This window comes from Salinisphaera orenii subsp. halophila YIM 95161 (assembly GCF_003732545.1).
Lineage (GTDB): Bacteria > Pseudomonadota > Gammaproteobacteria > Nevskiales > Salinisphaeraceae > Salinisphaera > Salinisphaera orenii_A.
Genome location: NZ_AYKF01000035.1, coordinates 49,798 through 74,024, shown reverse-complemented (window position 1 = coordinate 74,024; position 24,227 = coordinate 49,798). Strand labels below are relative to the sequence as shown.

Annotated in this window: 21 protein-coding genes; 19 read left to right on the top strand and 2 right to left on the bottom strand. The window is 65.2% G+C overall.

Translation table 11 applies throughout. From position 1 onward, the window contains the following. Window positions 1-43 precede the first annotated feature (43 nt). From SAHL_RS02945 to SAHL_RS02930, 4 genes are all read left to right on the top strand, one after another. Entirely contained in the window at window positions 44-415 is a 372-nt protein-coding gene (locus tag SAHL_RS02945) for an O-methyltransferase (RefSeq protein WP_123589918.1), read from the top strand. 159 nt (window positions 416-574) lie between these two features. Continuing rightward, complete coding sequence (locus SAHL_RS02940; RefSeq protein WP_245968358.1) at window positions 575-1,129, top strand: cytochrome b; 555 nt, start codon at window positions 575-577, stop codon at window positions 1,127-1,129. Window positions 1,130-1,540: 411 nt separating this feature from the next. Further along, the gene (locus tag SAHL_RS02935) at window positions 1,541-2,278 is read left to right on the top strand and encodes a sulfite exporter TauE/SafE family protein (protein ID WP_123589917.1); all 738 of its coding nucleotides are present in this window, start codon (window positions 1,541-1,543) and stop codon (window positions 2,276-2,278) included. A 632-nt stretch (window positions 2,279-2,910) separates the two neighbouring features. Next, window positions 2,911-3,660 (top strand): SDR family oxidoreductase, encoded by a 750-nt coding sequence (locus SAHL_RS02930; RefSeq protein WP_123589916.1) that lies wholly within the window; start codon window positions 2,911-2,913, stop codon window positions 3,658-3,660. A gap of 276 nt (window positions 3,661-3,936) precedes the next feature. Here the strand turns inward: SAHL_RS02930 and SAHL_RS02925 are convergent, their stop codons facing one another. After that, window positions 3,937-5,571: an acyl-CoA synthetase gene (locus SAHL_RS02925; RefSeq protein WP_123589915.1), complete on the bottom strand. Its 1,635-nt coding sequence runs from the start codon at window positions 5,569-5,571 to the stop codon at window positions 3,937-3,939. A gap of 161 nt (window positions 5,572-5,732) precedes the next feature. Here SAHL_RS02925 and dsbG point away from each other — a divergent pair, with 161 nt between their 5' ends. The 12 genes from dsbG (at window position 5,733) to SAHL_RS02865 (ending at window position 18,844) form a co-directional block, all read left to right on the top strand. After that, window positions 5,733-6,512 carry a thiol:disulfide interchange protein DsbG gene (dsbG, locus tag SAHL_RS02920; protein WP_123589914.1) on the top strand — a complete coding sequence of 260 codons (780 nt, stop codon included), beginning with the start codon at window positions 5,733-5,735 and terminating at the stop codon, window positions 6,510-6,512. A 242-nt stretch (window positions 6,513-6,754) separates the two neighbouring features. Next, complete coding sequence (locus SAHL_RS02915) at window positions 6,755-7,498, top strand: (Fe-S)-binding protein (protein ID WP_123589913.1); 744 nt, start codon at window positions 6,755-6,757, stop codon at window positions 7,496-7,498. Next, window positions 7,495-8,997, top strand: a complete 1,503-nt coding sequence (locus SAHL_RS02910; protein WP_123589912.1) for a lactate utilization protein B — start codon at window positions 7,495-7,497, stop codon at window positions 8,995-8,997. Before SAHL_RS02915 ends, SAHL_RS02910 begins: the two co-directional genes overlap by 4 nt. Further along, complete coding sequence (locus SAHL_RS02905; RefSeq protein ID WP_123589911.1) at window positions 8,994-9,617, top strand: LutC/YkgG family protein; 624 nt, start codon at window positions 8,994-8,996, stop codon at window positions 9,615-9,617. Before SAHL_RS02910 ends, SAHL_RS02905 begins: the two co-directional genes overlap by 4 nt. A gap of 426 nt (window positions 9,618-10,043) precedes the next feature. Then, the gene (locus SAHL_RS02900) at window positions 10,044-10,496 is read left to right on the top strand and encodes a helix-turn-helix domain-containing protein (RefSeq protein WP_123589923.1); all 453 of its coding nucleotides are present in this window, start codon (window positions 10,044-10,046) and stop codon (window positions 10,494-10,496) included. Continuing rightward, on the top strand, window positions 10,394-11,062 hold the full coding sequence (locus SAHL_RS02895) for a PIN domain-containing protein (RefSeq protein ID WP_342782227.1): 669 nt from the start codon (window positions 10,394-10,396) through the stop codon (window positions 11,060-11,062). Before SAHL_RS02900 ends, SAHL_RS02895 begins: the two co-directional genes overlap by 103 nt. A gap of 108 nt (window positions 11,063-11,170) precedes the next feature. After that, window positions 11,171-12,622, top strand: coding sequence for a class I SAM-dependent DNA methyltransferase (locus SAHL_RS02890; protein ID WP_123589909.1), 1,452 nt, complete (start codon window positions 11,171-11,173; stop codon window positions 12,620-12,622). Beyond that, the gene (locus tag SAHL_RS02885; RefSeq protein ID WP_123589908.1) at window positions 12,619-13,845 is read left to right on the top strand and encodes a restriction endonuclease subunit S; all 1,227 of its coding nucleotides are present in this window, start codon (window positions 12,619-12,621) and stop codon (window positions 13,843-13,845) included. Before SAHL_RS02890 ends, SAHL_RS02885 begins: the two co-directional genes overlap by 4 nt. A 4-nt stretch (window positions 13,846-13,849) precedes the next feature. After that, window positions 13,850-16,192, top strand: coding sequence for an EcoAI/FtnUII family type I restriction enzme subunit R (hsdR, locus tag SAHL_RS02880; RefSeq protein ID WP_123589907.1), 2,343 nt, complete (start codon window positions 13,850-13,852; stop codon window positions 16,190-16,192). After that, a complete protein-coding gene (locus tag SAHL_RS02875) occupies window positions 16,192-16,923 on the top strand; it encodes a HipA family kinase (protein ID WP_123589906.1) in 732 nt (243 codons plus the stop codon). Before hsdR ends, SAHL_RS02875 begins: the two co-directional genes overlap by 1 nt. Next, entirely contained in the window at window positions 16,920-17,750 is an 831-nt protein-coding gene (locus tag SAHL_RS02870; RefSeq protein WP_123589905.1) for a DUF3037 domain-containing protein, read from the top strand. Before SAHL_RS02875 ends, SAHL_RS02870 begins: the two co-directional genes overlap by 4 nt. A gap of 218 nt (window positions 17,751-17,968) precedes the next feature. Beyond that, complete coding sequence (locus tag SAHL_RS02865; protein WP_123589904.1) at window positions 17,969-18,844, top strand: MBL fold metallo-hydrolase; 876 nt, start codon at window positions 17,969-17,971, stop codon at window positions 18,842-18,844. Between the two features lie 25 nt (window positions 18,845-18,869). On the opposite strand, the gene SAHL_RS02860 is transcribed toward SAHL_RS02865, so the two are convergent. After that, window positions 18,870-20,717, bottom strand: a complete 1,848-nt coding sequence (locus SAHL_RS02860; RefSeq protein ID WP_184947241.1) for a DUF3413 domain-containing protein — start codon at window positions 20,715-20,717, stop codon at window positions 18,870-18,872. A gap of 178 nt (window positions 20,718-20,895) precedes the next feature. Here SAHL_RS02860 and SAHL_RS02855 point away from each other — a divergent pair, with 178 nt between their 5' ends. The 3 genes from SAHL_RS02855 (at window position 20,896) to SAHL_RS02845 (ending at window position 24,106) form a co-directional block, all read left to right on the top strand. Then, window positions 20,896-21,783 (top strand): NAD(P)-binding domain-containing protein, encoded by an 888-nt coding sequence (locus tag SAHL_RS02855; protein WP_123589922.1) that lies wholly within the window; start codon window positions 20,896-20,898, stop codon window positions 21,781-21,783. A 322-nt stretch (window positions 21,784-22,105) separates the two neighbouring features. Then, a complete protein-coding gene (locus tag SAHL_RS02850; RefSeq protein ID WP_123589902.1) occupies window positions 22,106-22,792 on the top strand; it encodes a TIGR00153 family protein in 687 nt (228 codons plus the stop codon). A gap of 51 nt (window positions 22,793-22,843) precedes the next feature. Beyond that, window positions 22,844-24,106, top strand: a complete 1,263-nt coding sequence (locus tag SAHL_RS02845; protein WP_123589901.1) for an inorganic phosphate transporter — start codon at window positions 22,844-22,846, stop codon at window positions 24,104-24,106. Window positions 24,107-24,227 lie beyond the last annotated feature (121 nt).

The following is a 24,227-nucleotide window of genomic DNA, read 5'->3' as shown; positions in this document are numbered from 1 at the left end:
CTTCCACATGTGAAAGCCGGATTCTCGGTAAGCTCCGCCTAACCTGCAATGCTTAAGTGAACAGCATTACGACCATGCGCGGGATATGGCAACGAAGGCCGGACTAAACGCATACATCGACTTCCGCGTGGGCGACGCGGTCGAGATGATCGGCGCGCTGGCCGAGCCGATCGATTTCTTGCTGCTGGATCTCTGGAAGGACCTCTATGTGCCCTGTCTCGAGGCGTTCCACCCGAAGCTCGCGCCGGGGGCGATCATCGTTGCCGACAACATGCTGCGCCCCGGCGGCGACAGCGTGCAGCGCTACGGCGAGGCCGTGCGCGCTCGGGCCGGCATCACGAGCGTACTGCTACCGGTGGGCAGCGGTCTGGAGGTCAGCCGTTTCACGCCCGCACAAGCACGCGACAGCGGCTAGACTGGTCGCCGACATGTTGCTGATTTCGCGACGCGACGTTGCACACGCCGCACTTGCGTGGCGCGCCCGATCCGGGCCACGGTTCGAAGCGGCACGGGATAACGGCTGCCGGGTGCGCGCCCTTCGGCGTGCGGTCCAGCCCGCAAGGAAGGAAAACCAATGGATACGCGCTTGATGGACCACGAATACGGCTACGGGCTCGTCAGCCGATTCTTCCACTGGGCCATGTTCGCCCTGCTGCTCTGGCAGGTGACCTCCGCCGCGCTGCACTATCTGCTGGACGAGGCGGCCATCACCGATTTCTTCTTCGGATTCCACTATTCGATCGGCGTACTGGTGCTGTGTCTCACCGCACTGCGCGGCGTCTGGGGCCTGATCAACCTGTCGCGCCGGCCGTCGCACGCCGGCGGGCTGCACCGGATCGCCGCGCTAGGCCACGTGGCGATGTATCTGCTGCTGATCGCCGTGCCGGTGATCGCGATCATCCGCGCCTACGGTTCCACCCGTCCGTTCTCCGCACTCGGCGTGCAGATCTTTTCCGGCATGGAGACCGAGATCGAGTGGATGACCAACCTCGGCGGCGAATGGCACGGCTTTCTCGGCTGGACGCTGTTCGCGCTCATCGCCGGGCATATCGCGATGGCGTTCGTGCATACCTATGCCTGGAAGGAGCCGCTGATCGCGCGCATGACCAAGGGCAGCGAACTGAGATAACCGCCCGGCGACGGCCGGGGCAGGCGAAGGCAGGCCGAGCAGGCCGGGCTCGCAGGCGGGGTCATACCGTCAACCGAACCCATGGCTGATCGCCCGTTTCGTCGTCCGCTTATCTGCGCTGCCCCCTAGGCTGACACCGAGCCGATCCGGCGCCGGGCGAACCAGCGCCCGGCGAACCGGGCCGGAACACACGCGGACCGGGGCGACCGGCGTGACCGCAACGCGCCGGACCACGGCCGAGCGGGGCCGCTCTTCGCGCGCGCCGTCGGCCACGCGCCCTCGCCGCGCCGTGCGGCCGTGAGGAGATCGTGCCCGGTGGGCAGGTATGGCGCGCTGCATTCTGCGCGCCGCCCGCCGCCGGCCCGAGCGGGTATCATCAGTCGCCTGCCTGCCTTCGACGCCTCGCCCGCCTTGGAACTGGTCCTGTTGTTCATCGCCGCACTGGCCGCCGGCGCCATCAACGCGCTGGCCGGGGGCGGCAGCTTCATCACGCTGCCGGCGCTGCTGTTTCACGGCCTGCCGCCGACGGCGGCCAACGCCACCAGCGCCGCGGCGGTGCTGCCGGGCTATCTGACCACCGTGGCGCGCTTCCGGCGCGACATCGCCCCGCCGGCGGCGCTCAGCCTGCCGGCGATGGTGGCGATCGCCGCGGCCGGCGGGGTCAGCGGCGCGCTGCTGTTGCTCGCGACCGGCGATGCGGCCTTCGAGGCGCTGGTGCCGTGGCTAATGCTGGTCGCCACGCTGATCTTCGCCGCCGGGCCCGCAATCAAGACCGCAATGCAGCAGCGCGAGGCGAGCACGCCGGTGGCTGCGATCGCGCTGTATCTGGCCTGCAGCTACGGCGGCTACTTCAACGGCGGCGTCGGCATCATCGTGATCGCGCTGTTGGCCCTGCTCGGCCAGAATCGCCTGCTGACGTCGGTGGCGATGAAGGCGGTCATGTCCGGCACGCTGACCACCATCTCAGTGGCCACCTACGCCGCCTTCGGCCTGATCCACTGGCCGCTCGCCCTGCTCATGGCCGCCGGCGCCATGATCGGCGGCTGGCTGGGGGCCTCCTTCGGCTATCGCATCGCCCCGGCCTGGCACCGCGCCGGCATCGTGGTGATCGGGCTGGCGATGACGGCGCTGATGTTCCTGCGCGTCTAGACACCGACACCGGCCGACGCCACGGGTCGGGCCGCAGACGATCCCGCCCCCGGACCGGCACGAACACACCGCAAGGCACGCTCGCAAAAACGGAGGGCGCCGGGCCTGCCGAAACCGAACATCAGCACCACGCCGGACGGCGCCGTACCAGGAGACAGCGCCACGATCGGCACCTCTCACCCGCGCCCGACACGCTTTTCGGCAACGATCCAGGCGTGCGCCCGCTCCAGGCAAACGCCCTGGTCGACAAAGCAGGGGCGACCACCGCCGCGGCGCCGAGGCTGACCGAACGAAGCCCGATCGAAGCGTGGGCGGCGGGCTTGCACCCGACGAGGCAGGCGCCGCGGCGGCGCCCGTGGACGCGACTCGCCACAACGCCCGCCAGTGGCACGCCGACGCGCGGCGCGGCGACACCTGGCGATACGACGCGACGCACCACGGCCGGCCCGGGTATGACCGCCGCCGTCTCGTCAACGACGAAAGCCGCTCGTCGACGGCCGAGCGGAGCCCAGCGCCTGTACTCGGTATCGCGTCGCGAGCCGCCGGCCCGCCCAACAACCGCCGCGCTGGCGCGCAGGCGGTCCGATTGTCTAGGCTTGGGGCGGTTTCAAATTCGAGCGAAGGAGTCCTCCATGGACAAGATCATGATCGTGACCGGCGGCAGCCGCGGCATCGGCGCCGCGACCTGCCTGATGGCGGCCAAGCACGGCTACGCGGTGGCCGTGAACTATCGCGGCAATCGCGAGGCCGCCGAGGGCGTGGTCTCGGCGATCGAGGCCGACGGCGGCACAGCCATCGCGGTGCAGGCGAACATGGCCGTCGAATCCGAGGTGGTCCAGCTTTTCGAGACGGTCGACGATCGGCTCGGGCGCGTCACCGCGCTAGTGAACAACGCCGGCATCGTCGATCAGCCGTCCCAGGTCGCCGACATGAGCGCCGAGCGCATCGCCCGCATGATGAGCGTGAACGTGGTCGGCCCCTTCGTCTGCGCCCGCGAGGCCGTGCGGCGCATGAGCAACGAGCGCGGCGGTGCCGGCGGCGCCATCGTCAACGTCTCCTCGGCGGCCAGCCACGCGGGGGGCGGCGGCGGCGCGGGCACCTACGTCGACTACGGCGCTTCCAAGGGCGCGATCGACACCCTCACCGAAGGCCTGGCCCAGGAAACGGCCGGCCAGGGCATCCGCGTGAACGCCGTACGCCCCGGCGTGGTGGACACCGAGATCCACGCCAGCGGCGGCCTGCCGGACAAGCCCGAACAGGCGAAAGCGGCCATTCCGCTCGGCCGCGTCGGCCAGCCCGAGGACATCGCCGAGGCGATCCTGTATCTCACCGAGGCCCAGTTCACCACCGGCGCCTTCCTGGACGTCGACGGCGGCGTCTGAAACCGTTCCTGCTGCGCCGGCGCTCGGCCTCCGCAGCGGCGGGAGCGGGGCGCCAACCGGGAATCGCGGCCGCCGACGCAGCGGGCACCGGCCGCCCGAGAGCTTGCGCTGCCGGCAGGGGCTGCCCGCTTCGGCCGTCGCGAGGGCGTTCTTCGGGCCGGGCCCCGCAGCGCCGTTTGGCGCGCCCGGCCGCCCGGTCCGGGTCACGGCCCGAGGCCGGGCGAACGCCCACGACGGGATCGGCGTACATCCCGCCGTCGGGCCGTCCGGCCCGGATCAGTCGCCCAGTTCGGCGGCGTTCGTGCGCAATTCGTACTTCTGGACCTTGCCGGTGGAGGTCGTCGGCAGCGGTCCGAAGACAACGGTCCGCGGGCACTTGAAATGGGCCATGCGCTCGCGGCAGTAGGCGATGATCTCGTCCTCGGTCGCGGTCTCGCCCTCGCGCAGCTGGACGAAGGCACAGGGCGTTTCGCCCCATTTGTCGTCGGGCCGGGCGACGACCGCGGAGGCGGCGATCGCGGGGTGGCGGGAGAGCACGCTCTCGACCTCCAGCGAGGAGATGTTCTCGCCGCCGGAGATGATCACGTCCTTGGCCCGGTCGGCGATGCGGATATAGCCGTCGGCCTCGACCACGCCCAGATCGCCGGTGTGATACCAGCCGCCCTCGAAGGCTTCGGCGGTGGCCTCCGGATTCTTCAGATAGCCCTTCATGACGATGTTGCCGGCGAACACCAGCTCGCCCAGCGTCTCGCCGTCGTGCGGGACTTCGGCGCCGGTCTCGCGGTCGACGACCGTAAGCGCGGCCTGGGTGGGGTAGCGCACGCCCTGGCGGGCGTTCTTCTCCACCCGCGCTTCCAGCGACAGCGCCGCCCAGTCGTCGTGCTTGGCGCAGAGCGCGGCCGGGCCGTAGGTCTCGGTCAGGCCGTAGACGTGGGTCAGCGAGAAGCCGATGCCCTCCATGCCCTCGATCATGGCCGCCGGCGGCGCGGCCCCGGCGACCAGGCCGTGGACGGTCTGCTCGATGCGCGCGAGCTGGTCCGCGTCGGCATTGACGAGCATGGAATGCACGATGGGCGCGCCGCAGTAATGGCTCACGCGGTGACGCGCCATGGCGTCGATGATGGGTTCCGCGGCGACCTGGCGCAGACAGACGTTGGTGCCGGCCTTGGCCGCGATCGTCCAGGGAAAGCACCAGCCGTTGCAGTGGAACATCGGCAGCGTCCACAGATACACCGCGTGGGTGGGCATGTCCCAGGCCATGGCGTTGGTCATGGCGTTCAGATAGGCGCCGCGGTGGTGATAGACCACGCCCTTGGGGTTGCCGGTGGTGCCGGAGGTGAAGTTCAGCGAGATCGCGTTCCACTCGTCCTCGGGCAACTGCCAGTCGAAAGCCGGATCGCCCTCGGCGACCAGCGCCTCGTATTCGATCTCGCCGATCGGCGCCTCGTCGCCGTCGTATTCCGGGTCGTCGATATCCACCACCACGGGCGGCGTATCGAGCTTGGCGATCGCCTCGGCCATCACGGGCGCGAACTGGCGGTCGACCATCACCATCTTCGCGCCGCCGAAATCCAGCATGAAGGCGAGCGACTCCGCATCCAGCCGCACGTTCAGCGCGTTGAGCACCGCGCCGGCCATCGCGGGGGCGAAATGCATCTCGTAGGTGGCGGGGATGTTGGGCGCCATGATTGCCACCACGTCGCTCTTGCGGATGCCGCGCCGGGTCAGCGCGTCGGCCAGCTGGCGGCAGCGGCGATAGGTCTCGCCCCAGGTCCGGCGCAGCGCGCCGTGCACCAGGGCGACGCGGTCCGGATAGACGCCGCCCGACCAGGCCAGAAAGCTCGTCGGCGACAGGGCCGCGTGGTTGGCGGCGTTGCGGGGCAGGCTCTCGAACGGATTGTCGGCGGTCATGGCGGCTTCGGCGGTGGTGGTGTCTCCTCGTAACGAATCGTGCCACAACGCCGCGCCCCGGTGCCGGCATCGGCCGAGCGCCGTCGAACGACTCGGGCCGGGCGCGTGTTTTAGACTGGCGCCTCGACCGCTCAGCCGGCCATCGCATTCAGGAGCCCTCCATGTCGCGCACCGTCCGCATCGCCACCGCCTGCCTGCTGGGCCTCGCCCTTGGCGCGTTCGGCGCATTGGCACAGGCCCAGCCCTGGCCGGCGCCGATTCGCAGCATCGAGGACAAGGGCGTGACCATCGTCGGCCAGTTCGACGCGCCCGGCGGCATGCAGGGCTTTGCCGCGCGTGCCGGCGACCGGCCGCTGGCGCTCTACCTGACACCGGACGGCGAGCACGTGATCGTCGGCACCATGCTCGATGCCGACGGCCAGAACGTTTCCAAGCCGAAGCTGGACGAACTGGTGAAAACGCCCAGCCGTGCCGACGCCTGGGCCGAGCTGGAACAGGCGCACTGGATCGGCGACGGCGACGACGACGCCCCGCGCACGCTGTATGTCTTCACCGACCCCAACTGCCCCTACTGCCACAAGTTCTACGAGGCGGCCCGGCCCTGGGTGGAGGCCGGCGCGGTGCAGTTGCGCCACATCCCGGTGGGCATCCTCAAGCCCACCAGCGAAGGCAAGGCCGCCGCGCTGCTCGCCGCGGACGATCCGGAACAGGCGATGCGCGCGCACGAAAACAACTATCGCAGCGGCGGCATCGAGCCCATGGCAGATATCCCCGCGGATCTCCGCGAACAGGTTGCCGCCAACAATCGGCTGATGTCGCGCGTGGGCGTGCGCGGCACGCCGGGCATCTTCTACCACGACAGCGCGGGCGAGGTGCAGGTCAAGCAGGGCGTGCCCCAGGGCGCGCTACGCGAGGAGATCCTCGGGCCGAAGCCCGACTAGGGCCATCGGGCTGGCAGCGGATCGTCCCACCGACCGGCATGGCGCGCTGCCGGCGCGTCGCGCCTCCGAGCAGGCGACAGGCCATACGCGGGCCACGTCGCCCGTCGACCGGGCCCCATGGCGATTCTTTCAGGCCCGGCCGCGCCGTGCAGGCCGTGGCACGATCATGCGCGCGTTACACTGGCGGCCAGAACGCCGCCGCGACGCGCGTTGCGGCCCCGTGACGGATCGCCGGAGACTCCATGCGAATCGGACTGTTCGTGCCCTGTTTCATCGACGCCTTCTATCCGGACGTGGGCATCGCCACGCTGGAACTGCTGGAACGCTTCGGCTGCGACGTGGACTACCCCTTCGACCAGACCTGCTGTGGCCAGCCGATGGTCAATTCCGGCTGTCACGACGAGGCCGCCGCGACCGAAGCGCTGTTCGTGAAGAACTTCGCGAAATACGATCGCATCGTGGCGCCTTCGGGCTCCTGCGTGCACCAGGTACGCGATAACTTGACCGCCATCGAGCAGACGCCCGAGGTCAAGCACGTACGCGAGAACACGCTGGAACTGGTCGAGTTCCTGCACGATGAGCTCCAGGTCGAGGCTTTTCCGTGGGCGAACTTTCCGCACCGCGTGGGTTATCACGACTCCTGCAACACGCTGCGCAACCTCGGCCACGGCAAACCGAGCGAACTGCACGGCGAATATTTCTCCAAGCCGCGCACGCTGCTGGAAAAGGTGGCCGGTATCGAACTGGTCGCCATCGACCGGCCGGACGAATGCTGCGGCTTCGGTGGCACGTTTTCCGTGACCGAGCCTGAAGTGTCTACACAGATGGGACAGGACAAGATCGCCGATCATGGCCGCAACGGCGCCGAATACATCGTCTCGGCCGATTCGTCGTGCCTGATGCACCAGTCCGGCTGTGCCGCGCGCATCGGCGCGCCGATCCAGTTCAAGCATATCGCCGAGATTCTCAACGGGGCGAGCCAATGAGCACGAACCAGCCCGATCCCAACGCGACCATCCAGAGCAAAACCGCCACCCGCGAGGCCCAGCCGCGCCCGGTGAAAGCGCCCGACGGCAAGCGCGTGGATCACGCGCGCTCGGCGAAACAGTTTTTGAACGCGCCGGAGCACGCCAAGTCGCACGACACGCGCGTCTGGGCCATGCGCACGAAGCGCGACAAGCAGGCCCATACGATCGAGGAATGGGAAGAACTGCGCGAGCTGGCCAGCCAGATCAAGACGCACACGCTCACCAACCTCGATACCTATCTCGAGCAGTTCGAGGCCAACGCCAAGGCCAACGGCATCCACGTGCACTGGGCGGCCGACGGCGCCGAGCACAACCGGATCGTCCACGAGATCTTCAAAGAGCACGGCGTCAAGAGCGTGATCAAGGCGAAGTCCATGCTCATGGAAGAGTGCGGCTTTCGCCATTACATGGACAGCGTGGGCATCGAGATCGTGGAAACGGATCTCGGCGAGCGTATCCAGCAGCTCGACGGCGAGGACCCGAGCCATATCGTGGTCCCGCCCGTGCACAAGATGCGCTCGGACGTGGCCCGCCTGTTCGCCGAACAGCTCGGCAGCGATCCCGACAACGACGACGCCCACTATCTGGCCGGCGCACAGCGCGATGCCACCCGCCCGCTGATTCTGGATGCCGATGCGGGCATGACGGGCGCCAACTTCGCGGTCGCCGAAACCGGCGGCTTCGTGGTCTGTACCAACGAAGGCAATGCGGATCTGTCGGCCAACGTGCCGAATTTGCATGTGGCCAGCATCGGCATCGAGAAACTCGTGCCGCGGGTCGAGGACATGGGCGTGTTCATCCGCCTGCTTTCACGCTCCGCGCTCGGCTCGCCGATCACCCAGTACACCTCGCATTTCCGCGCGCCCAAGCAAGGCGGCGAAATGCATATCGTGCTGGTCGACAACGGCCGCTCCAAACGTCTGGGCATGGAGCGCTTCTGGTCGTCGCTCAAGTGCATCCGCTGCGGGGCCTGCATGAACACCTGCCCGGTGTACCGTCGCTCGGGCGGGTTAAGCTACGGGGCGACCTATGCCGGCCCGCTCGGGCTGATCCTGAACCCGAGCTTCGACTTGCATCGCTACTCCAACCTGCCGTTCGCCTCCACGCTCAACGGCAGTTGCACCAACGTCTGCCCGGTGAAGATCAATATCCACGAGCAGATCTTCGGCTGGCGCCAGGTGCTGGCCGAAGAGGGCCATCTGCCGTGGACCAAGAAGACCGGCCTGACCGCCGCCGGCCAGGTGCTGGCCAGCCCCAAGGGCTACCGGATGGCGATCAAGACGACGAACTCCGCGCTCAAGCACCTGCCGCGCTGGGCGCTCTACAACCGCATGAACGCCTGGGGCGAAGGCCGCGAGATGCCCAGCCCGCCGGATAACGGCACCTTCCACGACTGGTACAAGCGTAACCGCCTGAACGGTCAAGCGAAAACGTCGGCCGGAGGCGCCAACGAATGAGCGCGCGCGACGACATCCTCGGCGCCATCCGCGCCAACAAGCCGGCCATGAACGCCCCTGCGCCCGTCGTGCCCAACTACGACGACAGCTATCCGCAGGACGCGGACGGCCTCGCCGCCCTGTTCGCCGAACGCCTGGCCACCATGGGCGGCACCTGGCACGCGCTGACCGACGGCCAAGGCGTCGACGCCGCCCTGCAGGAAACGCTGGCCGACAAACTCGGCAAACCGTTCGAGGAAGCCGTCATCGCCTCCAACGTGCCCGAAGTCGCCGGCAACCGCGCGCTAACCGACAGCGACGACCCGGGGAGCGTCCACGACGTGGATATCGCCGTGCTACGCGCACGTTTCGGCATCGCCGAAACCGGCAGCGTGTGCTTCACCGAAGCCGAACTCACCGTCAACGCCGTCGCCTACCTCGCCCAGCACCTCGTCGTGCTGCTCGACCCGGCCGAGATCGTCACCAACATGCATCGCGCCTACCAGCGCGACGACTTCGTCAACGCCAGCTACACCGTCTTCCACACCGGCCCCTCGGCCACCGCCGATATCGAAGGCGTGCTGGTGCGCGGCGCGCAGGGCGTGCGGTCTTTGACGGTGATTCCGACGCCGCCCCTATAGACCGATATAGTCAATAGACCGTCGCAACTCCCATGAACAACTAAGCATCCCTTAGGTGTTCGCGAGAATGTCATACCGCAACTACCGAGAAATGCTCGGTAGTTCGCGCGACTGCCTCAGGGAGCAGATCAGCGGGCGGTAAAAACGATATGCATAGTTTCGGACCGCGATCTATACACGTCGCCTAAAACGTGTATAGAAAATCGCGAAAACTATACATTTTGTACGGCCGAACCCTACTACCACTGGCTCTCGCAGCCACCTTCATGCCTGTGGTTTCGCGACGACCCACGATCCTCGCGACTGAATTCGTCGGCGCGAATCTGCGCACCGGACTTCGCTTTTCCATCGCCGGCGCGCCATATTGCCCGTTTCGTTTATTGCGAATAGACTGTAATGCCCATGGCGGCAGGACAGGAGATTTGCATGACCGCAGAATCCACGACCGGCGCTCTGCCCGACGAAGAATCCGCCGCTCTCGCCCGCGAAAGCGCCCAGGCCTTGACGCGGCTGCTTCGCGCCCAACCCGCCTCTGATCGCGCTCGGGTCAATCTCGACGGGCAGGATCTCGTACTTCCCCGGCAAGCCTTGGCTTTGCTTCGTGATTTACTTGCAGACATGGCGCAGGGGCACGCCATCACGATTGTGCCCACGCATGCCGAGCTGACCACCCAACAGGCGGCCGACATGCTGAATGTCTCGCGTCCGCATCTCATCAAACTGCTCGAAGACGGTGAGATCAGCTTTACCAAGGCAGGTTCGCATCGCCGCATTCGATTCCAGGATGTAGTGGACTACAAGAACGCCCGACTCGAACGAAGCCATGCGCTGCTTGCCGAGCTGGCAGAGCAAGCCCAGGAGAACGATCTGGGTTACTGATACGCTTCGTCGTTCTGTTCGATGCCTGCGTTCTGTACCCCGCCCCGCTGCGGGATTTTCTACTGAACCTGGCGCTGACCGACCTGTTCGCGGCCCGCTGGACCGAGCGCATACACGATGAGTGGATCGACAATCTTTTAGAGCGCCGGCCGGACCTGGCGCGCGACCGGCTCGAACGAACGCGAACGCTGATGAACGAAGCCATTCCCGACAGCGTCGTAACCCACTACGAGCCGCTGATCGAAGGCCTCGAACTCCCCGACCCGAACGACCGCCACGTGCTCGCCGCCGCAATCAAGGCCGGCGCGCAGACCATCGTCCCGTTCAATCTGAAAGATTTCCCCGCCAAGCATCTGGAACCGTACGACATTGAGGCGGTACATCCCGACGCCTTCATCGAATATCAGATGACATTGCGTGAAGGTGCGGTCGTGACCGCGGCCAAGGCACAACGCGACACGCTCAAAAAACCGCCGATCAGCGCCGACCAGCTACTCGAGACACTGGCGGCACAGGGGCTGGTCGTAACCGCGGAACGCCTGGCCGAATTCAAGGATTTGATCTGAACGCGCCCCTCGGGCTATCCGCCGGATAGCCAATCGACACCTTACCGACATGCCGCCAGAATACGGCGCTCCGCGTCACCGAAAGCTCTGCCGGGATATCCACACCGAATGTTCGAAAACGCCTTCAACAATATCGACAAGGCCCTGCGCAACGACGAGGGCATGGCCACCGAGCTGGACTATGCCGAGCAGACCTCCTGGCTGTTGTTCCTGAAATATCTCGACGACCGCGAAGCCGAGCGCGCCGATAACGCCGAGCTGGAAGGCCGCGAATATCGGCCGATTCTGGACGGCGCCTACCGCTGGCAAGCCTGGGCCGCGCCGAAGGACGAACACGGCAATTTCGATCACAACGTAGCGAAAACCGGCGACGATCTCATCGAGTTCGTGAACCGCGAACTGTTTCCCTACCTGCAGACCTTCCGCAACAGCGCGCCCGGCGTGGACACGCTGGAATACAAGATCGGCGAGATCTTTTCCGAGATCATCTGCAAGTTCCGCTCCGGCTATGCCCTGCGCGATGCCATCGAGATCGTCGACACGCTCACCTTCAACAGCCAGCAGGCCAAGCACGAGCTGTCGGATCTGTACGAAACCCGTATCCGCCGCATGGGCAACGCCGGGCGCAACGGCGGCGAGTACTACACCCCGCGCCCTCTCATTCGCGCCATGATTCGCGTAACCGATCCGAAGCTGGGCGAGACGATCTACGACGGCGCCTGCGGCTCGGCCGGCTTTTTATGCGAAGCCTACGAACACCTCAAAAGCGATAGCCTCTCGACCAGCGAATGGGACACGCTCCAGCGCAAGACCTTCTACGGGCAGGAAAAGAAATCGCTGGCCTATGTGATCGGCATCATGAACATGATCCTGCACGGCATCGAGACGCCGGCCATCACCCACGCCAATACGCTCAACGAAAACGTGCTGGAGATTCAAGAAGCCCAGCGCCACGACGTGGTGCTGGCCAATCCGCCCTTTGGCGGTGGCGAGCGCAAGGAAGTGCAGCACAACTTCCCCATCAAGACGGGCGAAACGGCGTACCTGTTCCTGCAGCACTTCATCCGCATGCTGCGCGCCGGCGGGCGCGGCGCGGTGGTCATCAAGAACACCTTCCTGTCGAATACCGACAACGCCAGCGTGGATCTACGCAAGGAACTGCTCACCACCTGCAACCTGCACACCGTGCTCGACTGCCCCGGCGGCACCTTCCAGGGCGCGGGCGTGAAGACCGTCGTGCTGTTCTTCGACAAAGGCGCGCCGACCCAACACGTCTGGTACTACCAGCTCGACCCCGGCCGCAGCCTCGGCAAGACCAACCCGCTGAACGACGCCGACCTGGCCGAGTTCGTCGAACTGCACCCGAGCAAAGCCGCTAGCGACAAGAGCTGGACCATCGCCACCGACGATATCAACCCGGCGACCTGGGATCTGGCGGTCAAGAACCCCAACGCGCCCGAAGAAGCGCCGCTGCGCAGCCCGGAAGAAATCATCGGCGACATGCTGGCACGGGATGCCGAGACGGCGCGGATTCTGGAAGAGATTAGGGAGATGTTGTGAGCGCCCTCGTGGCACCTGATATCACTTCGTCCGCTAACTGGCAGACAGCCAATCTAGGTGATGTAGTGAGATTCGTTGGCGGTGGTACACCATCGAAGAAGCAGCCGGACTTCTGGAATGGCGATATTCCTTGGGTTTCTCCCAAGGACATGAAGTCTCACATCATCACGAATTCTATCGATCGAATTACGCCGGAGGCGATTAACGGCTCATCTGCGAAATCAATTCCTACCGGAGCAGTACTAATCGTCGTACGCTCAGGGATTCTTTCTCGAACAGTTCCAATTGCATTGTCAGGTTGCAACCTGACAGTTAACCAAGACATAAAAGCGCTGGTCCCTAAAGCTGTTTTATCGCCGCGTTTCCTTGCCTATTTCTTAAAAAGCGTGGAATCACAGTTATTAGCAAGCGTAAGCAGCAGCGCTACGGTTCATCGGCTTTCGACAGAAACGCTCAAGTCACTCCAAATTCCGTTATTGCCGCTAGACGAGCAGAAGCGAATCGTTGCGGCGCTCGATGAGGCCTTCGCCGCCCTCGACCGCGCTCGGATTCTGACCGATGGTAACCTTTCGAATTCGCAGGCGCTCTACGAATCGGTAATCGAGAACATATTCTCTGTGCGTTCGACATGGCCGAGCGAAGACCTATCGAAACGTGTTCGATTTCTGGATTACCGGGGGAAAACACCACCCAAATGCGATAACGGAATCCCTCTGATTACCGCTAAGAATGTTCGGCTAGGATTTATTAAAACCGAGCCAGAAGAGTTTGTGGAGGAAAACGCTTATGAGAAATGGATGACGCGAGGCTTCCCTGAAGTTGGCGACGTTCTTTTTACCACTGAGGCGCCGCTGGCCAATGTCGCTCAGCTTCAAACTCCCGGCAAGGTAGTTATCGGGCAACGGCTGATCACGATGCAGACGGACCGCGACGAAATCGATCCTGGTTTTCTGAAATGGTCATTGCTCTCGCCTCAGATGCAGGCTGACATTCATTCCCAAGCAACCGGGGCGACGGTGCTTGGTATAAAAGCGAAACTGCTTAAGAAGATATCGTTGCACGTACCTGCTTCGATCGAACTGCAGAAGGAAGTGGCTTTTGGGTGCGAGAGGGCTTTCGCGAACAAAGTCGAGCTAGAGAGGCTCTACACAAGCAAGCTGAAAGATATCTCCGCGTTGCGTCAGTCTGTTCTTGAAAGGGCGTTCGCCGGCGAACTAAATTAGAACAATGAAAGAAACCGAAGCCGATACCCGCGCCAATCGTATCGATCCCGTCCTACGGGGCGCAGGTTGGGGTGTCGTCGACGGTAGCCGTGTTGCCCGCGAAGAGATCGCCAGGGGCCGCATTACCACCGCCGGGCGGATCAATCCGCTAAAAGCCGATTACGTGCTAAGCCTGAACGGGCGCAAGCTGGCGGTTATCGAGGCCAAGCGCGCCGGGCTGGGTTATACGGAAGGGCTGGCCCAAGCCAAGGCCTATGCCCAGCGGCTGAACACGCGTTTTGCCTATGCCACCAACGGGCAGCGCTGGTACGGCGTGGATATGGCAACCGGCGCGGAAGGCGATCTCGACCTGCCCTTCCCCTCGCCGCAGGCGTTGTGGGACCGCTGTTTTCCACAGCACAACGGCTGGCGCGAACGCTTCGGCAATGTGCCGTTCCAGACCGGCGGCGGCAAATGGCAACCGCGTTATTACCAGCACAATGCGATTACGGCCGTGCTGGAGGCGATCGCCCAGGGCCGCGACCGCATGCTGCTCACGCTGGCGACCGGCACGGGCAAAACCGGCATCGCCTTTCAGATCGCCTGGACGCTGTTTCAGGCCAGCTGGAATCTGTCCCGCGAGCCGACGCGGCGGCCGCGGATTCTGTTTCTGGCGGATCGCAACTTTCTGGCAGATCAGGCCTTCAATGCGTTTTCGGCCTTTCCGGCCGACGCGCTGTGCCGTATCAGCCCGGACGAGATTCGCAAGCAGGGCAAGCTGCCCAAGAACGCGAGCGTGTTCTTCACCATCTTTCAGACCTTCATGACGGAGGGGAAGACAGACGCCGAACGCGAATTCACCTTCGAGGGCTATCCGGCGGATTTCTTCGATTTCATCATCATCGACGAATGCCACCGGGGCGGCGCACGGGACGAGAGCCAGTGGCGAGCGATTCTCGAACATTTCTCGCCCGCCGTGCAGCTCGGCCTGACGGCGACGCCCAAGCGGGATGCCAATGGCGATACCTATGCCTATTTCGGCGAGCCGCTGTATACCTATGCGCTCAAGGAAGGCATCAACGACGGCTATCTCACGCCGTTCAAGGTGCGCCAGATGGCGAGCACGCTGGATACCTATTCGTTCTCGGGCGAGGACGAAGTGCTGGCCGGCGAGATCGACTACGACCGCTTGTATACCGAGGCCGACTTCAATACGAAGATCCAGATCGACGAACGCGAACAAAGCCGCGTCGCCCAGTTCATGGCGGAGATCGATCAACGCCAGAAGACGCTGGTGTTCTGTGCCACCCAGGCCCATGCCGCACGGGTGCGCGACTACATCAACCAGATCAAGACCAACCCGGACGCGGATTACTGCGTGCGCGTGACCGCGGACGACGGCGCGGCGGGCGAAACCTTCCTGCGCCGGTTCCAGGACAACGAAAAGACGCTGCCGACGATCCTCACCACGTCCCAGAAACTCTCCACCGGCGTGGACGCGCTCAACGTACGCAATATCGTGCTCATGCGGCCGATCAAGTCGATGATCGAGTTCAAGCAGATCATCGGCCGTGGCACGCGCGTGTTCGACGGCAAGTATTTCTTCACCGTCTATGATTTTGTCAAGGCCCATGAACACTTCAAGGACCCGGAATGGGACGGCGAGCCCGAGCCGCCGGAACTGCCGGAACCGAAACCGTACCCGGACGCGCCCGAACTGACCCCCGAAGGCGTCGAAGACTCCGACGACGAACCAGACGCCCCCGAACCCGGCGACGGCGATGCAGGCCCCGAAAAGATCGTCGTGAAGCTGGCCGACGGCAAGGCCCGTCGTATCCGCTATCTCACGACCACCAGCTACTGGTCACACGACGGCACGCCGATCACCGCGCAACAGTTCATGGAACAGCTCTTCGGCGACCTGTCCGGGCTGGTCGAATCCGAAGAGCAGCTCCGCGCAATCTGGAGCGATCCGGACCAACGCAGCGCCTTCATCGAACGCCTGGCGGAAATGGATTACGACCGCGATCGCCTCGACGACATGCGCCGCCTGATCGACGCGCCGGACAGCGACATCTTCGACGTGCTGGCCTACATCCGCTTCACACTAGCCCCGCTGGCGCGGCGCGAGCGCGCCGAGCGCGCCCGCGAAACCGGGCTGGCCGGCTACGAACCGGAGATGCGGGCGTTCCTCGACTACATTCTCAACGCGTATGAAACGCACGGCGTAAACGAACTCGCCGCGGACCGCATCCCGCATTTTCTGCGCATTCGCTATGGCGGCACGAGCGATGCAAAAAACCAGCTGGGTTCGATACCTGAGATTCGCGGTGCGTTCTTTGGTATTCAGGATCATCTGTACCGCTGATGATCGAAATCGTCGAAGTCATCGATCGGTCGGTTCAAGGCAAAACCCGGCCTTTCATCTGCCGAGGCAGCGATGACGCAATTTACTTCGTCAAAGGGCGGGATGCCGGCCGACGCAGTCTGATCTGCGAATGGATTTGCGGATGCCTGGCGCGGGAATTGGAGCTGCCGGTACCGGATTTCCGGATCGCGCACGTACCGGCGCAGCTTTTGAACGGCCCTGCACGCCTTGAGCTTGCCGACCTTGGTTCCGGCCCCGTGTTCGCCTCGAAACAACGACGCGCAAACGAGCTGACCTGGGAATCAGCGCAATCCGTGCCGTCGCAAACGAAACAAGACGTTCTGCTGTTCGACTGGTGGATCAAGAACGGGGATCGGTATTTCACCGAGCAAGGCGGCAATCCGAACCTGTTCTGGGCGCCGGACCAACAGGAGCTAATCGTAATCGATCACAATGTCGCGCTCGACGACACCGTAGAGTCGCGAGACTTTCTCGCCTATCACATCTTTCGTCGAGAGGCGGAAACCGTGTTCGGTGACATGGTCACACGCACCGAGTACACTCGAAAGCTGATCGCCGCAATGGCGAACTGGGATAAGATCCTTGGCGACATTCCGGACGAATGGCGGTATCTCGACGCCGATTATCTGGATCCCGTGCCGTTTGATTTCGCCGACGCCTTCGCGCTACTGATGGCCTTCGAGTCCGAAGCGTTCTGGACTATTCGATGAACCGTACTGCCTGCCAATACGCTATCGTGCGTTTCGCGCCGTTCGTGGAAACGGGCGAATTCGCGAACGCGGGCATTGTTCTAATGGCCGCGGACCGAGGCTATTTCGGCTTTGAACTGGAAACGCGACGATACAAGCGGATCACGCAGTTCTTTGACGATATGGACAGCCGACTCTATCGCCAGTCGATAAAGGAACTTCGTGTCGAGCTCGGACGCATCCAGGCTTTGATCAAACGCCACGGTACGGCTTTCGACCCTGGCGCTGGCATCAACACGCTATTCGAAGAACTGATTCGGCCGCGTGAAAGCATTGTACGTTTCAGCGATCCTCGTATCGTTCTGGCCGAAAGCCCGGAAAAGAAACTCAAGACGCTGCATCAGTATTACGTGCATCGTAGCTTTGCTACGCCCGAGCATCGCGAAACCGTACTGGCACGCGGCCTCGGCCGCTGGCTGAAAGAGGTCCATGCGAGTGCGCGTTTCACGTCAGCTCGGCTGGGCAACGACGAATATGAAACGCCGGAATTGCCGTTTGTCGAACAACGGGACGGCCGCGCGTTCAAAGTAATGAAGCCACTCAATCTCGACCAGGCAACGCCGAGCGCGATTCTCGAGCATGCGAATCGCTGGCAATTCCGATTAGCCGAGCTACGGAGACGGCGCCTCTTTGACGGTCGATTCCTGTTTGCTGTCGAAGGGCCGAGCGACAACGACAAGCGCTATAACGCTTTCGACGATGCCCGCGGCTTACTAGCGCACGCCAACGCGGACATCGTCGATTATGCAGACAAACCCGCGATTCTGGACTTCGCACTACGCGACTGATGCAGGGTGGCCGTCTTGGAGCGCCGATCATGAACCGAATGTCGGTGCTGTTCCGATCACGTCCGGCGTGATCAATCGTACTAACTTGACGATGCTGCAGGACACGCTAGGCGAAATCGGCCGCATGATCTCGGCGAATCCGTGCCCAATCTGCGCGCTTTAAAGCCTCGCGATCGTCACCAAGTCCGTTCGTCTTGGCCGGCCAACAGCAAACCGATATGCCGCATCAACAACCCCAGAACCAATCCACCAACATCCACCACCTGCGCGTGGGCGATTTCGTCGTGACGACGATTCAGGATGCCTATCTGCAGGGCGGGTTCGGGTTGATCTCGAACCTGGACGAGGCGACGGTGCAGGATCTGCATGCGGCGAGCCGGCGGCCGACACCGCCGAAGATCACGCTGAACTGTTATCTGGTGGATACGGGTGACGAGCGGATTCTGATCGATACCGGGCTGGGTGCTCTCGTGGGCGATGAAGGCGCGCGGCTGGGCGCCGGGCTCGATGAGATGGGGCTGACGCCGGCGGATATCGACCGCGTGATACTCACGCACAGCCACCCGGATCATCTCGGCGGGTTGATCGATGGCGACGACAAGCCGGCCTTCCCGCAGGCGGAGATTTTCGTACCGGCCGGTGAGCTGGATTTCTGGCGCGGCGCGGTGCCGGATGATGCGAGCGACATGCTGCGCAATCAGTTCGCGAGTGCGCAGCGCGTGTTCGATGCCTGTGCGGCGAATCTGCGCGCGATCGATAACGACGAAATCATGCCCGGCATCACACGCTATCCGTTGCCCGGCCATACGCCGGACCACAGCGGTTATCGCATCGAATCCAACGGCGAGCGCCTGTTGATCGCGGCCGATATCGTGCACTTGCCACAGATCCAGTTCCCGCGCCCGGATGCGCATGTGATGTTCGATACCGACCCGGAACAGGCGGTGCACTCACGCCGGGCGCTGTTCGCGGAAGTCGCGGCGAGCGGCGAGCTGATCGCCGGCCACCATATCGACTTCCCCGGCATCGGCCATGTGGTGGCCGACGGCGATGGCTATCGTTTTCTGCCGCACGTGTGGTCGCCGTTCGTCTGAATAGAACGGGCGACCGGCCGCGCGGCTAGTCGGTTTCGCGAAACCGGGTCATCTGCTCGAGCGTGTTCTTGATCGCGGCCGGGGACGGGCCGTCTTCACGCGGGCGATAGTCGCGGTCGACGGCCTTGACCGGGCCGATCGGCGGGAACTCGATGAACCCGTCCTCGGTCATCGCGGCATGGCGGCGGTAGCGCGCCATGATCAGCGGCAGCCGCTCGGCCGGCTCGAACAGGTCGTGGCCGACGCTGGTGGCGCGGTAGGCGTTGTCCACGCCCAGCGCGTGGTCGAGCAGCGTGGGCGCAACGTCGAAGAAGCTCGTGAGATGCTCGACCCGCCGGCCGGGCTCACTGCGGCCGGGCCAGTGCACGATCATGGGCACGCGGGTCTGGTAGCGGCTGAAGTTGCCGTTGTGGCCCCAGTAGTTCAGGCCCAGGTCGTTGAACTCCTGCCCGTGATCGCCGGTGACGATGACGATGGTCTCGTCCATCAGGCCTTCCGCCTCGAGCTTGTCGAAGACCTTGCCGATGAGCCCGTCCACGAAGTGCACCGAGTTGCGGTAGAGGTTGTGCAGGCCGGTGGGGTCGGTGTCCTCGTCCAGCGACAGATAGTTGACCGCATCCCAGCTCGGCTGGAACGGGCGCGGGGCGTCGTCCGGCAGGTCGTAGGCGTGCGGCGAGTCGTGGAAGACCAGGCCGAAGAACGGCGGATCGGTCGCCGGGTCGCGGTCGTCCAGATACGCGATGAAGTCGCGATTGGCGTCGATGTCGCGTGCCGGCGACGAATGCCCCTCGGATTCCATCCGCAGGTCCGGCATGTGGGCGAAGAGGGTGCGGTCGAACTCGGGCGAGGACAGCGGCGCGCTACGGAAGATGCCAAAGTCGTAGCCGAGCGCCTGCAGCCGGTCGACCAGGGCCGGCCGCGTGCTGCTGTTGAGCGCGCTCTGCCAGTAGGTGCCCGGAATGCCGTAGAACAGCGAGAACATACCCATGCGCGTGGCGTTGCCACCGCTGTAGTGGCGCGTGAACCGCGTGTTCTCGCGGGCGAATTCGGCGATGCGCGGCGACACCCGCGCGTTCATGGCATCGCCGCGCCAGGAGTCGATGACGATGAACAGGATATTGGGCCGCTCCGCCGGCCGGTGCGTGTCCAAAGGCTCGCGCGGATAGTCCAGCGCACCGCCATCCGTTTCGGTGCGCGGTGCCCGGGCGACCTCGTAGCCGCGGTCGGCGAGAAAACCCTTGGCCGTCAGCGGCTCGTAGCCTGGCAGCAGCTGGGTCTGACGGGTGACGGCACCGCGGCCGGCGGCGTCGGCATAGGCATGGTAGAGATTCGTGCCCAGTAGCAGAACCACGAACGCACCGGCCACCGCGTAGCCGTCGCGCCGGTGCGGCGTGCGGGTGACGAACCGCCAGACCAGCCGCGCGAGCACCGCATGAGCCAGCGCCACGCCGAGGGCGATCAGCCCCGCCTGAATCTTCATCAGCGTCGAGAACTCGAAGGTTTCGGCCGAGGCGTCGGAGAAGAACAGCGACACCAGCGCGCCGCTCAGATGAAAACGGTACTGCTGAAAGACCACGGTATCGACCAGCAGCAGACAACTCAGCACGACGTTGATGGCCCACGCCAGCGGCACCACCACATGCCGCAGCGGCGCGATCAGCGCCAGGAGCATCACCGGCAGCAGCGGTATCAGCGCCACGGAGAGGAAGTGCGCGAAGAACATCGCCACGCCGAAGGTTCGCGCCGCCCAGCCGTCGGCGAGATCGCCGACATCCAGATAGCGCAGCGCGATCAGCGACAGCACGAGCGTGTTGGCGACGACGAGCCAGCCCAGCCAGCGCAGCAGTTCGCCGCGCCGGACGGCCCGACCCACAGGGTTCAGCATTGCGAGGAGGCGTTCAATTTCTGCGATATGAGACAGGTCTGCCTGTCATGGTTCCGCAACCAGGGTGTCAAGATCGCGTCAACGGGCGGCCATCGCGGGCTGCGGAACCAGTGTTAGCCTGACGTCGACACCCAAAGCACAAGCGCTCATGGAACCGGAACACAGCATCCGCATCGGTTTCATCGGCCTCGGCGTCATGGGCCGCGCAATGGCGCACAACCTGCTCGGGGCCGGCTTCTTGGTCACGGTCTGGAACCGCTCGCCGGCGGCATGCGAGGGGCTGGTCGCGGCCGGCGCCCGGCGGGCGCAACACGCCACCGAGGCCGCGGCCTGCGACGTGCTCGTCACCATGCTGGCCGACGACGACGCCGTGCGCGCGGTGGTCGACGCGCACGACCTGATCACCGCCATGCCGGATCACGGCGTACACGTGAACATGGCGACCTGCTCGATCGAATGCGCCCGGGAGATGACCGCACGCCACGCCGAGGCCGGCCGCGACTACGTCGCCGCGCCGGTGCTGGGCCGGCCCGACATCGCCCGCGCGGCGCGGCTCAACATCGTCGCCGCCGGCGCCGCCCACGCCGTCGAACGCGCGCGCCCGGCGCTGACGGCGATGGGGCAGAACGTCTGGCCGGCCGGTGACGAACCCCATCGCGCCAACGCCATCAAGCTGGCCGCCAACTTCATGCTGGTGACCGCGGTGGAAGCCATGGGCGAGGCCACGAGCCTGACCTCGGCCTACGGCGTCGAGCCCGCGGATTTTCTCGAGATCATCACCGGTTCGGTGTTCGCGGCTCCGGCCTATCTCGGCTATTCCGGCGCCATGGCCGACCGCGACTACGACAACCCGGAAGGCTTCCGGCTGGCGCTCGGCGCCAAGGACATGAATCTGGCGCTGGCCGCCGCGCGGGCCGAACACGTGCCCCTGCCGCTGGCCGCGACCGCGCGCGAACGCCTGGTCGAAGCACTCGCGGCCGGCGAGGCCGACCTGGATCTGTCGGTACTGGCCGAAGGCTCGCGCCGGGCCGCCCATCTGGACGATCGCGACTGAGTCCCGACGGCCCGTCGGCGTGCCGGGCCATCGTCGCGATGCGAACATGCATGCTGCCGAGCCGGCGATTCGATCCCCCGGCCGGAGTCGATCGAACGGAGGCGGCAGCCTTCGGATCGCAGGCGGCGGCCCGGCGAACGCCCACGCGTCTCCGCTCGTCTGCCTGCGCCGCCCTGTCGACACACTCGACGTCGCCGCGATGCGGGCCCGACAACCGCCACGACGCATTCCGGCGCGCCCGGTCGCAGCCCGCGCGGCTGGCCGAATCATGCCGCCGCACCGCGGCAGACGTTAGGATGAACGCTCGACACCGGAGCAGCGTATGGACCCCAGCAAGAACAGCCCTCTGAGCCGTCTGTTCGGGCGCTCGCCGTTCGACGCGGTGGCCGAGCACATCCGTCAGGTCGATCACGGCGCCGACCTGCTCGGCGCCTACCTCGAGGCCAGCGCGGCCGGCGACTGGGCGCGCGCGGACGGGCTGCACACGCAGATCGCGGAGTGCGAGCACGCCGCGGACGACCTCAAGGATCGGATCCGTCTGAACCTGCCGTCGACCCTGTTTCTCCCGATCTCGCGTTCGGATCTGCTGGTCCTGATCGAGGCGCAGGACAAGATCATCAACAAGATCAAGGATATCTCGGGCCTGATGACCGGGCGGCGGATGCAGTTCCCGGCCACCCTCGAGCAGCCGATCGGCGACTACATGCAGACCTCGATCGCCTCCGTGCACCAGGCGCGCAAGGTGATCGAGGAGCTCGACGAGCTGCTCGATTCGGGCTTCGGCCGCAACGTCGGCGAGATGATCGAGGACATGGTCGTCGAACTCGGCCGGCTGGAAAAACGCGCCGACGAGGAGCAGATCGACATCCGTCAGCGCCTGCTGGCGCTGGAAAGCGAGCTGCCGCCGCTGGAGGTTATGTTCCTCTACCGCGTGATCGACTGGATCGGCACGGTCGCCGACCGCGCCGAGCGTGTGGGTTCGCGCCTGCAGATCATGATGGCGCGATAGCCGGCGCATCCGCTAACCTGCGCGCTCCGCGCCGCGTCTCCCACCCGCCTCATGTCGATCATCGCGCAGCACGCCGACCTGTTCATCGTCCTGGCGTGCGTCTTCGGCTTCTTCATGGCCTGGGGCATCGGCGCCAACGACGTCGCCAACGCCATGGGCACCTCAGTCGGCTCGGGCGCGATCACGGTCTGGCAGGCCGTGCTCATCGCCGGCACCTTCGAGTTTCTCGGCGCCTGGCTCGCCGGCGGCCAGGTCACGGAGACGATCAGCGGCGGGCTGATCCGGCCAGAGGCCTTCGCCGACCAGCCCGAACTGCTGGTCTACGGCATGCTCGCGGCCCTGCTCGGTGCGGGCAGCTTTCTGGTGGTCACCTCCATGCGCGGCTTGCCGGTATCCACCGGCCAGTCGATCGTCGGCGGCATTCTCGGCTTCGCCCTGGTGGCCTTCGGGGTCGAGCCGGTGAACTGGGGCGCGATCGGCAAGATCGTGGCCAGCTGGGTCGTATCGCCGCTGCTGGCGGGGCTGGTCGCCTTCGTGCTGTTCGAATCCATCCGCATGCTGGTGCTCAACCATCCGGATCCGGCCGCGGGTGCGCGCCGCTACGTACCCTACTACGTCTTCCTGGCCGCTTTCGTGATCGCGCTGGTCACCCTGGTCAAGGGCCTGGCCCACATCGGCTTCACGCTGTCGACGACCACCAGCGTCGTCGGCGCGCTCGCGCTCGGCGCCCTTGCCGCCGTGTTCTCCGCACTGGTGCTGCGGCGGGTGGACCTGTCGGCCGAGGCCCGGGCCTCGGATCGCTATCGCAACGTGGAGCGGGTGTTCGGCTATGCCCAGGTGTTCACGGCGGCGACCATGGCGTTTGCGCACGGTTCCAACGATGTCGCCAACGCCGTGGGCCCGGTCGCGGCGGTCCTGAACGTGGTCGGCAACCCCGAGGCGGTCGGCGCGCGCTCGGAGCTGTCCGGCTGGGTGCTGGCCCTGGGCGGCGGCGGCATCGTGGTGGGGCTGGCGACCTACGGCCACCGGGTGATGCGCACAATCGGCACCCGTATCACCGAGCTCACGCCCAGCCGCGGCTTCTCCGCCGAGCTGTCGGCGGCCTCGACCATCGTGCTGGCCACCTGGTTCGCGATCCCGGTCTCGACCACGCAGACGCTGATCGGCGGCGTGCTCGGCGTGGGCATGGCCCGCGGCATCCGCGCGCTGGACCTGTCGGTCCTGGGCACCATCTTCATCGGCTGGCTGCTGACCCTGCCGGGCGCGGCCCTGTTCACCGCGATCTTCTATTTCCTGCTGCGGGCGCTGTTCTAGAGCCGATCCGGGCAGGGCCCGGGCGTGCCTCCGCCGGCCCGACATCATCGCGCCGGCACCCACGGCTCGGCTGCCTCGCGTGATCTTGCTCAGACGCGGGCGAGCCCGCGAGCTCATCGGC

Coding starts and splice junctions, on each gene's coding strand:
- SAHL_RS02940 (WP_245968358.1), top strand. CDS start 575: ATGGATACGCGCTTGATGGACCACGAATACGGCTACGGGCTCGTCAGC.
- SAHL_RS02930 (WP_123589916.1), top strand. CDS start 2,911: ATGGACAAGATCATGATCGTGACCGGCGGCAGCCGCGGCATCGGCGCC.
- SAHL_RS02925 (WP_123589915.1), bottom strand. CDS start 5,571: ATGACCGCCGACAATCCGTTCGAGAGCCTGCCCCGCAACGCCGCCAAC.
- dsbG (WP_123589914.1), top strand. CDS start 5,733: ATGTCGCGCACCGTCCGCATCGCCACCGCCTGCCTGCTGGGCCTCGCC.
- SAHL_RS02915 (WP_123589913.1), top strand. CDS start 6,755: ATGCGAATCGGACTGTTCGTGCCCTGTTTCATCGACGCCTTCTATCCG.
- SAHL_RS02910 (WP_123589912.1), top strand. CDS start 7,495: ATGAGCACGAACCAGCCCGATCCCAACGCGACCATCCAGAGCAAAACC.
- SAHL_RS02905 (WP_123589911.1), top strand. CDS start 8,994: ATGAGCGCGCGCGACGACATCCTCGGCGCCATCCGCGCCAACAAGCCG.
- SAHL_RS02900 (WP_123589923.1), top strand. CDS start 10,044: ATGACCGCAGAATCCACGACCGGCGCTCTGCCCGACGAAGAATCCGCC.
- SAHL_RS02890 (WP_123589909.1), top strand. CDS start 11,171: ATGTTCGAAAACGCCTTCAACAATATCGACAAGGCCCTGCGCAACGAC.
- hsdR (WP_123589907.1), top strand. CDS start 13,850: ATGAAAGAAACCGAAGCCGATACCCGCGCCAATCGTATCGATCCCGTC.
- SAHL_RS02875 (WP_123589906.1), top strand. CDS start 16,192: ATGATCGAAATCGTCGAAGTCATCGATCGGTCGGTTCAAGGCAAAACC.
- SAHL_RS02870 (WP_123589905.1), top strand. CDS start 16,920: ATGAACCGTACTGCCTGCCAATACGCTATCGTGCGTTTCGCGCCGTTC.
- SAHL_RS02865 (WP_123589904.1), top strand. CDS start 17,969: ATGCCGCATCAACAACCCCAGAACCAATCCACCAACATCCACCACCTG.
- SAHL_RS02850 (WP_123589902.1), top strand. CDS start 22,106: ATGGACCCCAGCAAGAACAGCCCTCTGAGCCGTCTGTTCGGGCGCTCG.
- SAHL_RS02845 (WP_123589901.1), top strand. CDS start 22,844: ATGTCGATCATCGCGCAGCACGCCGACCTGTTCATCGTCCTGGCGTGC.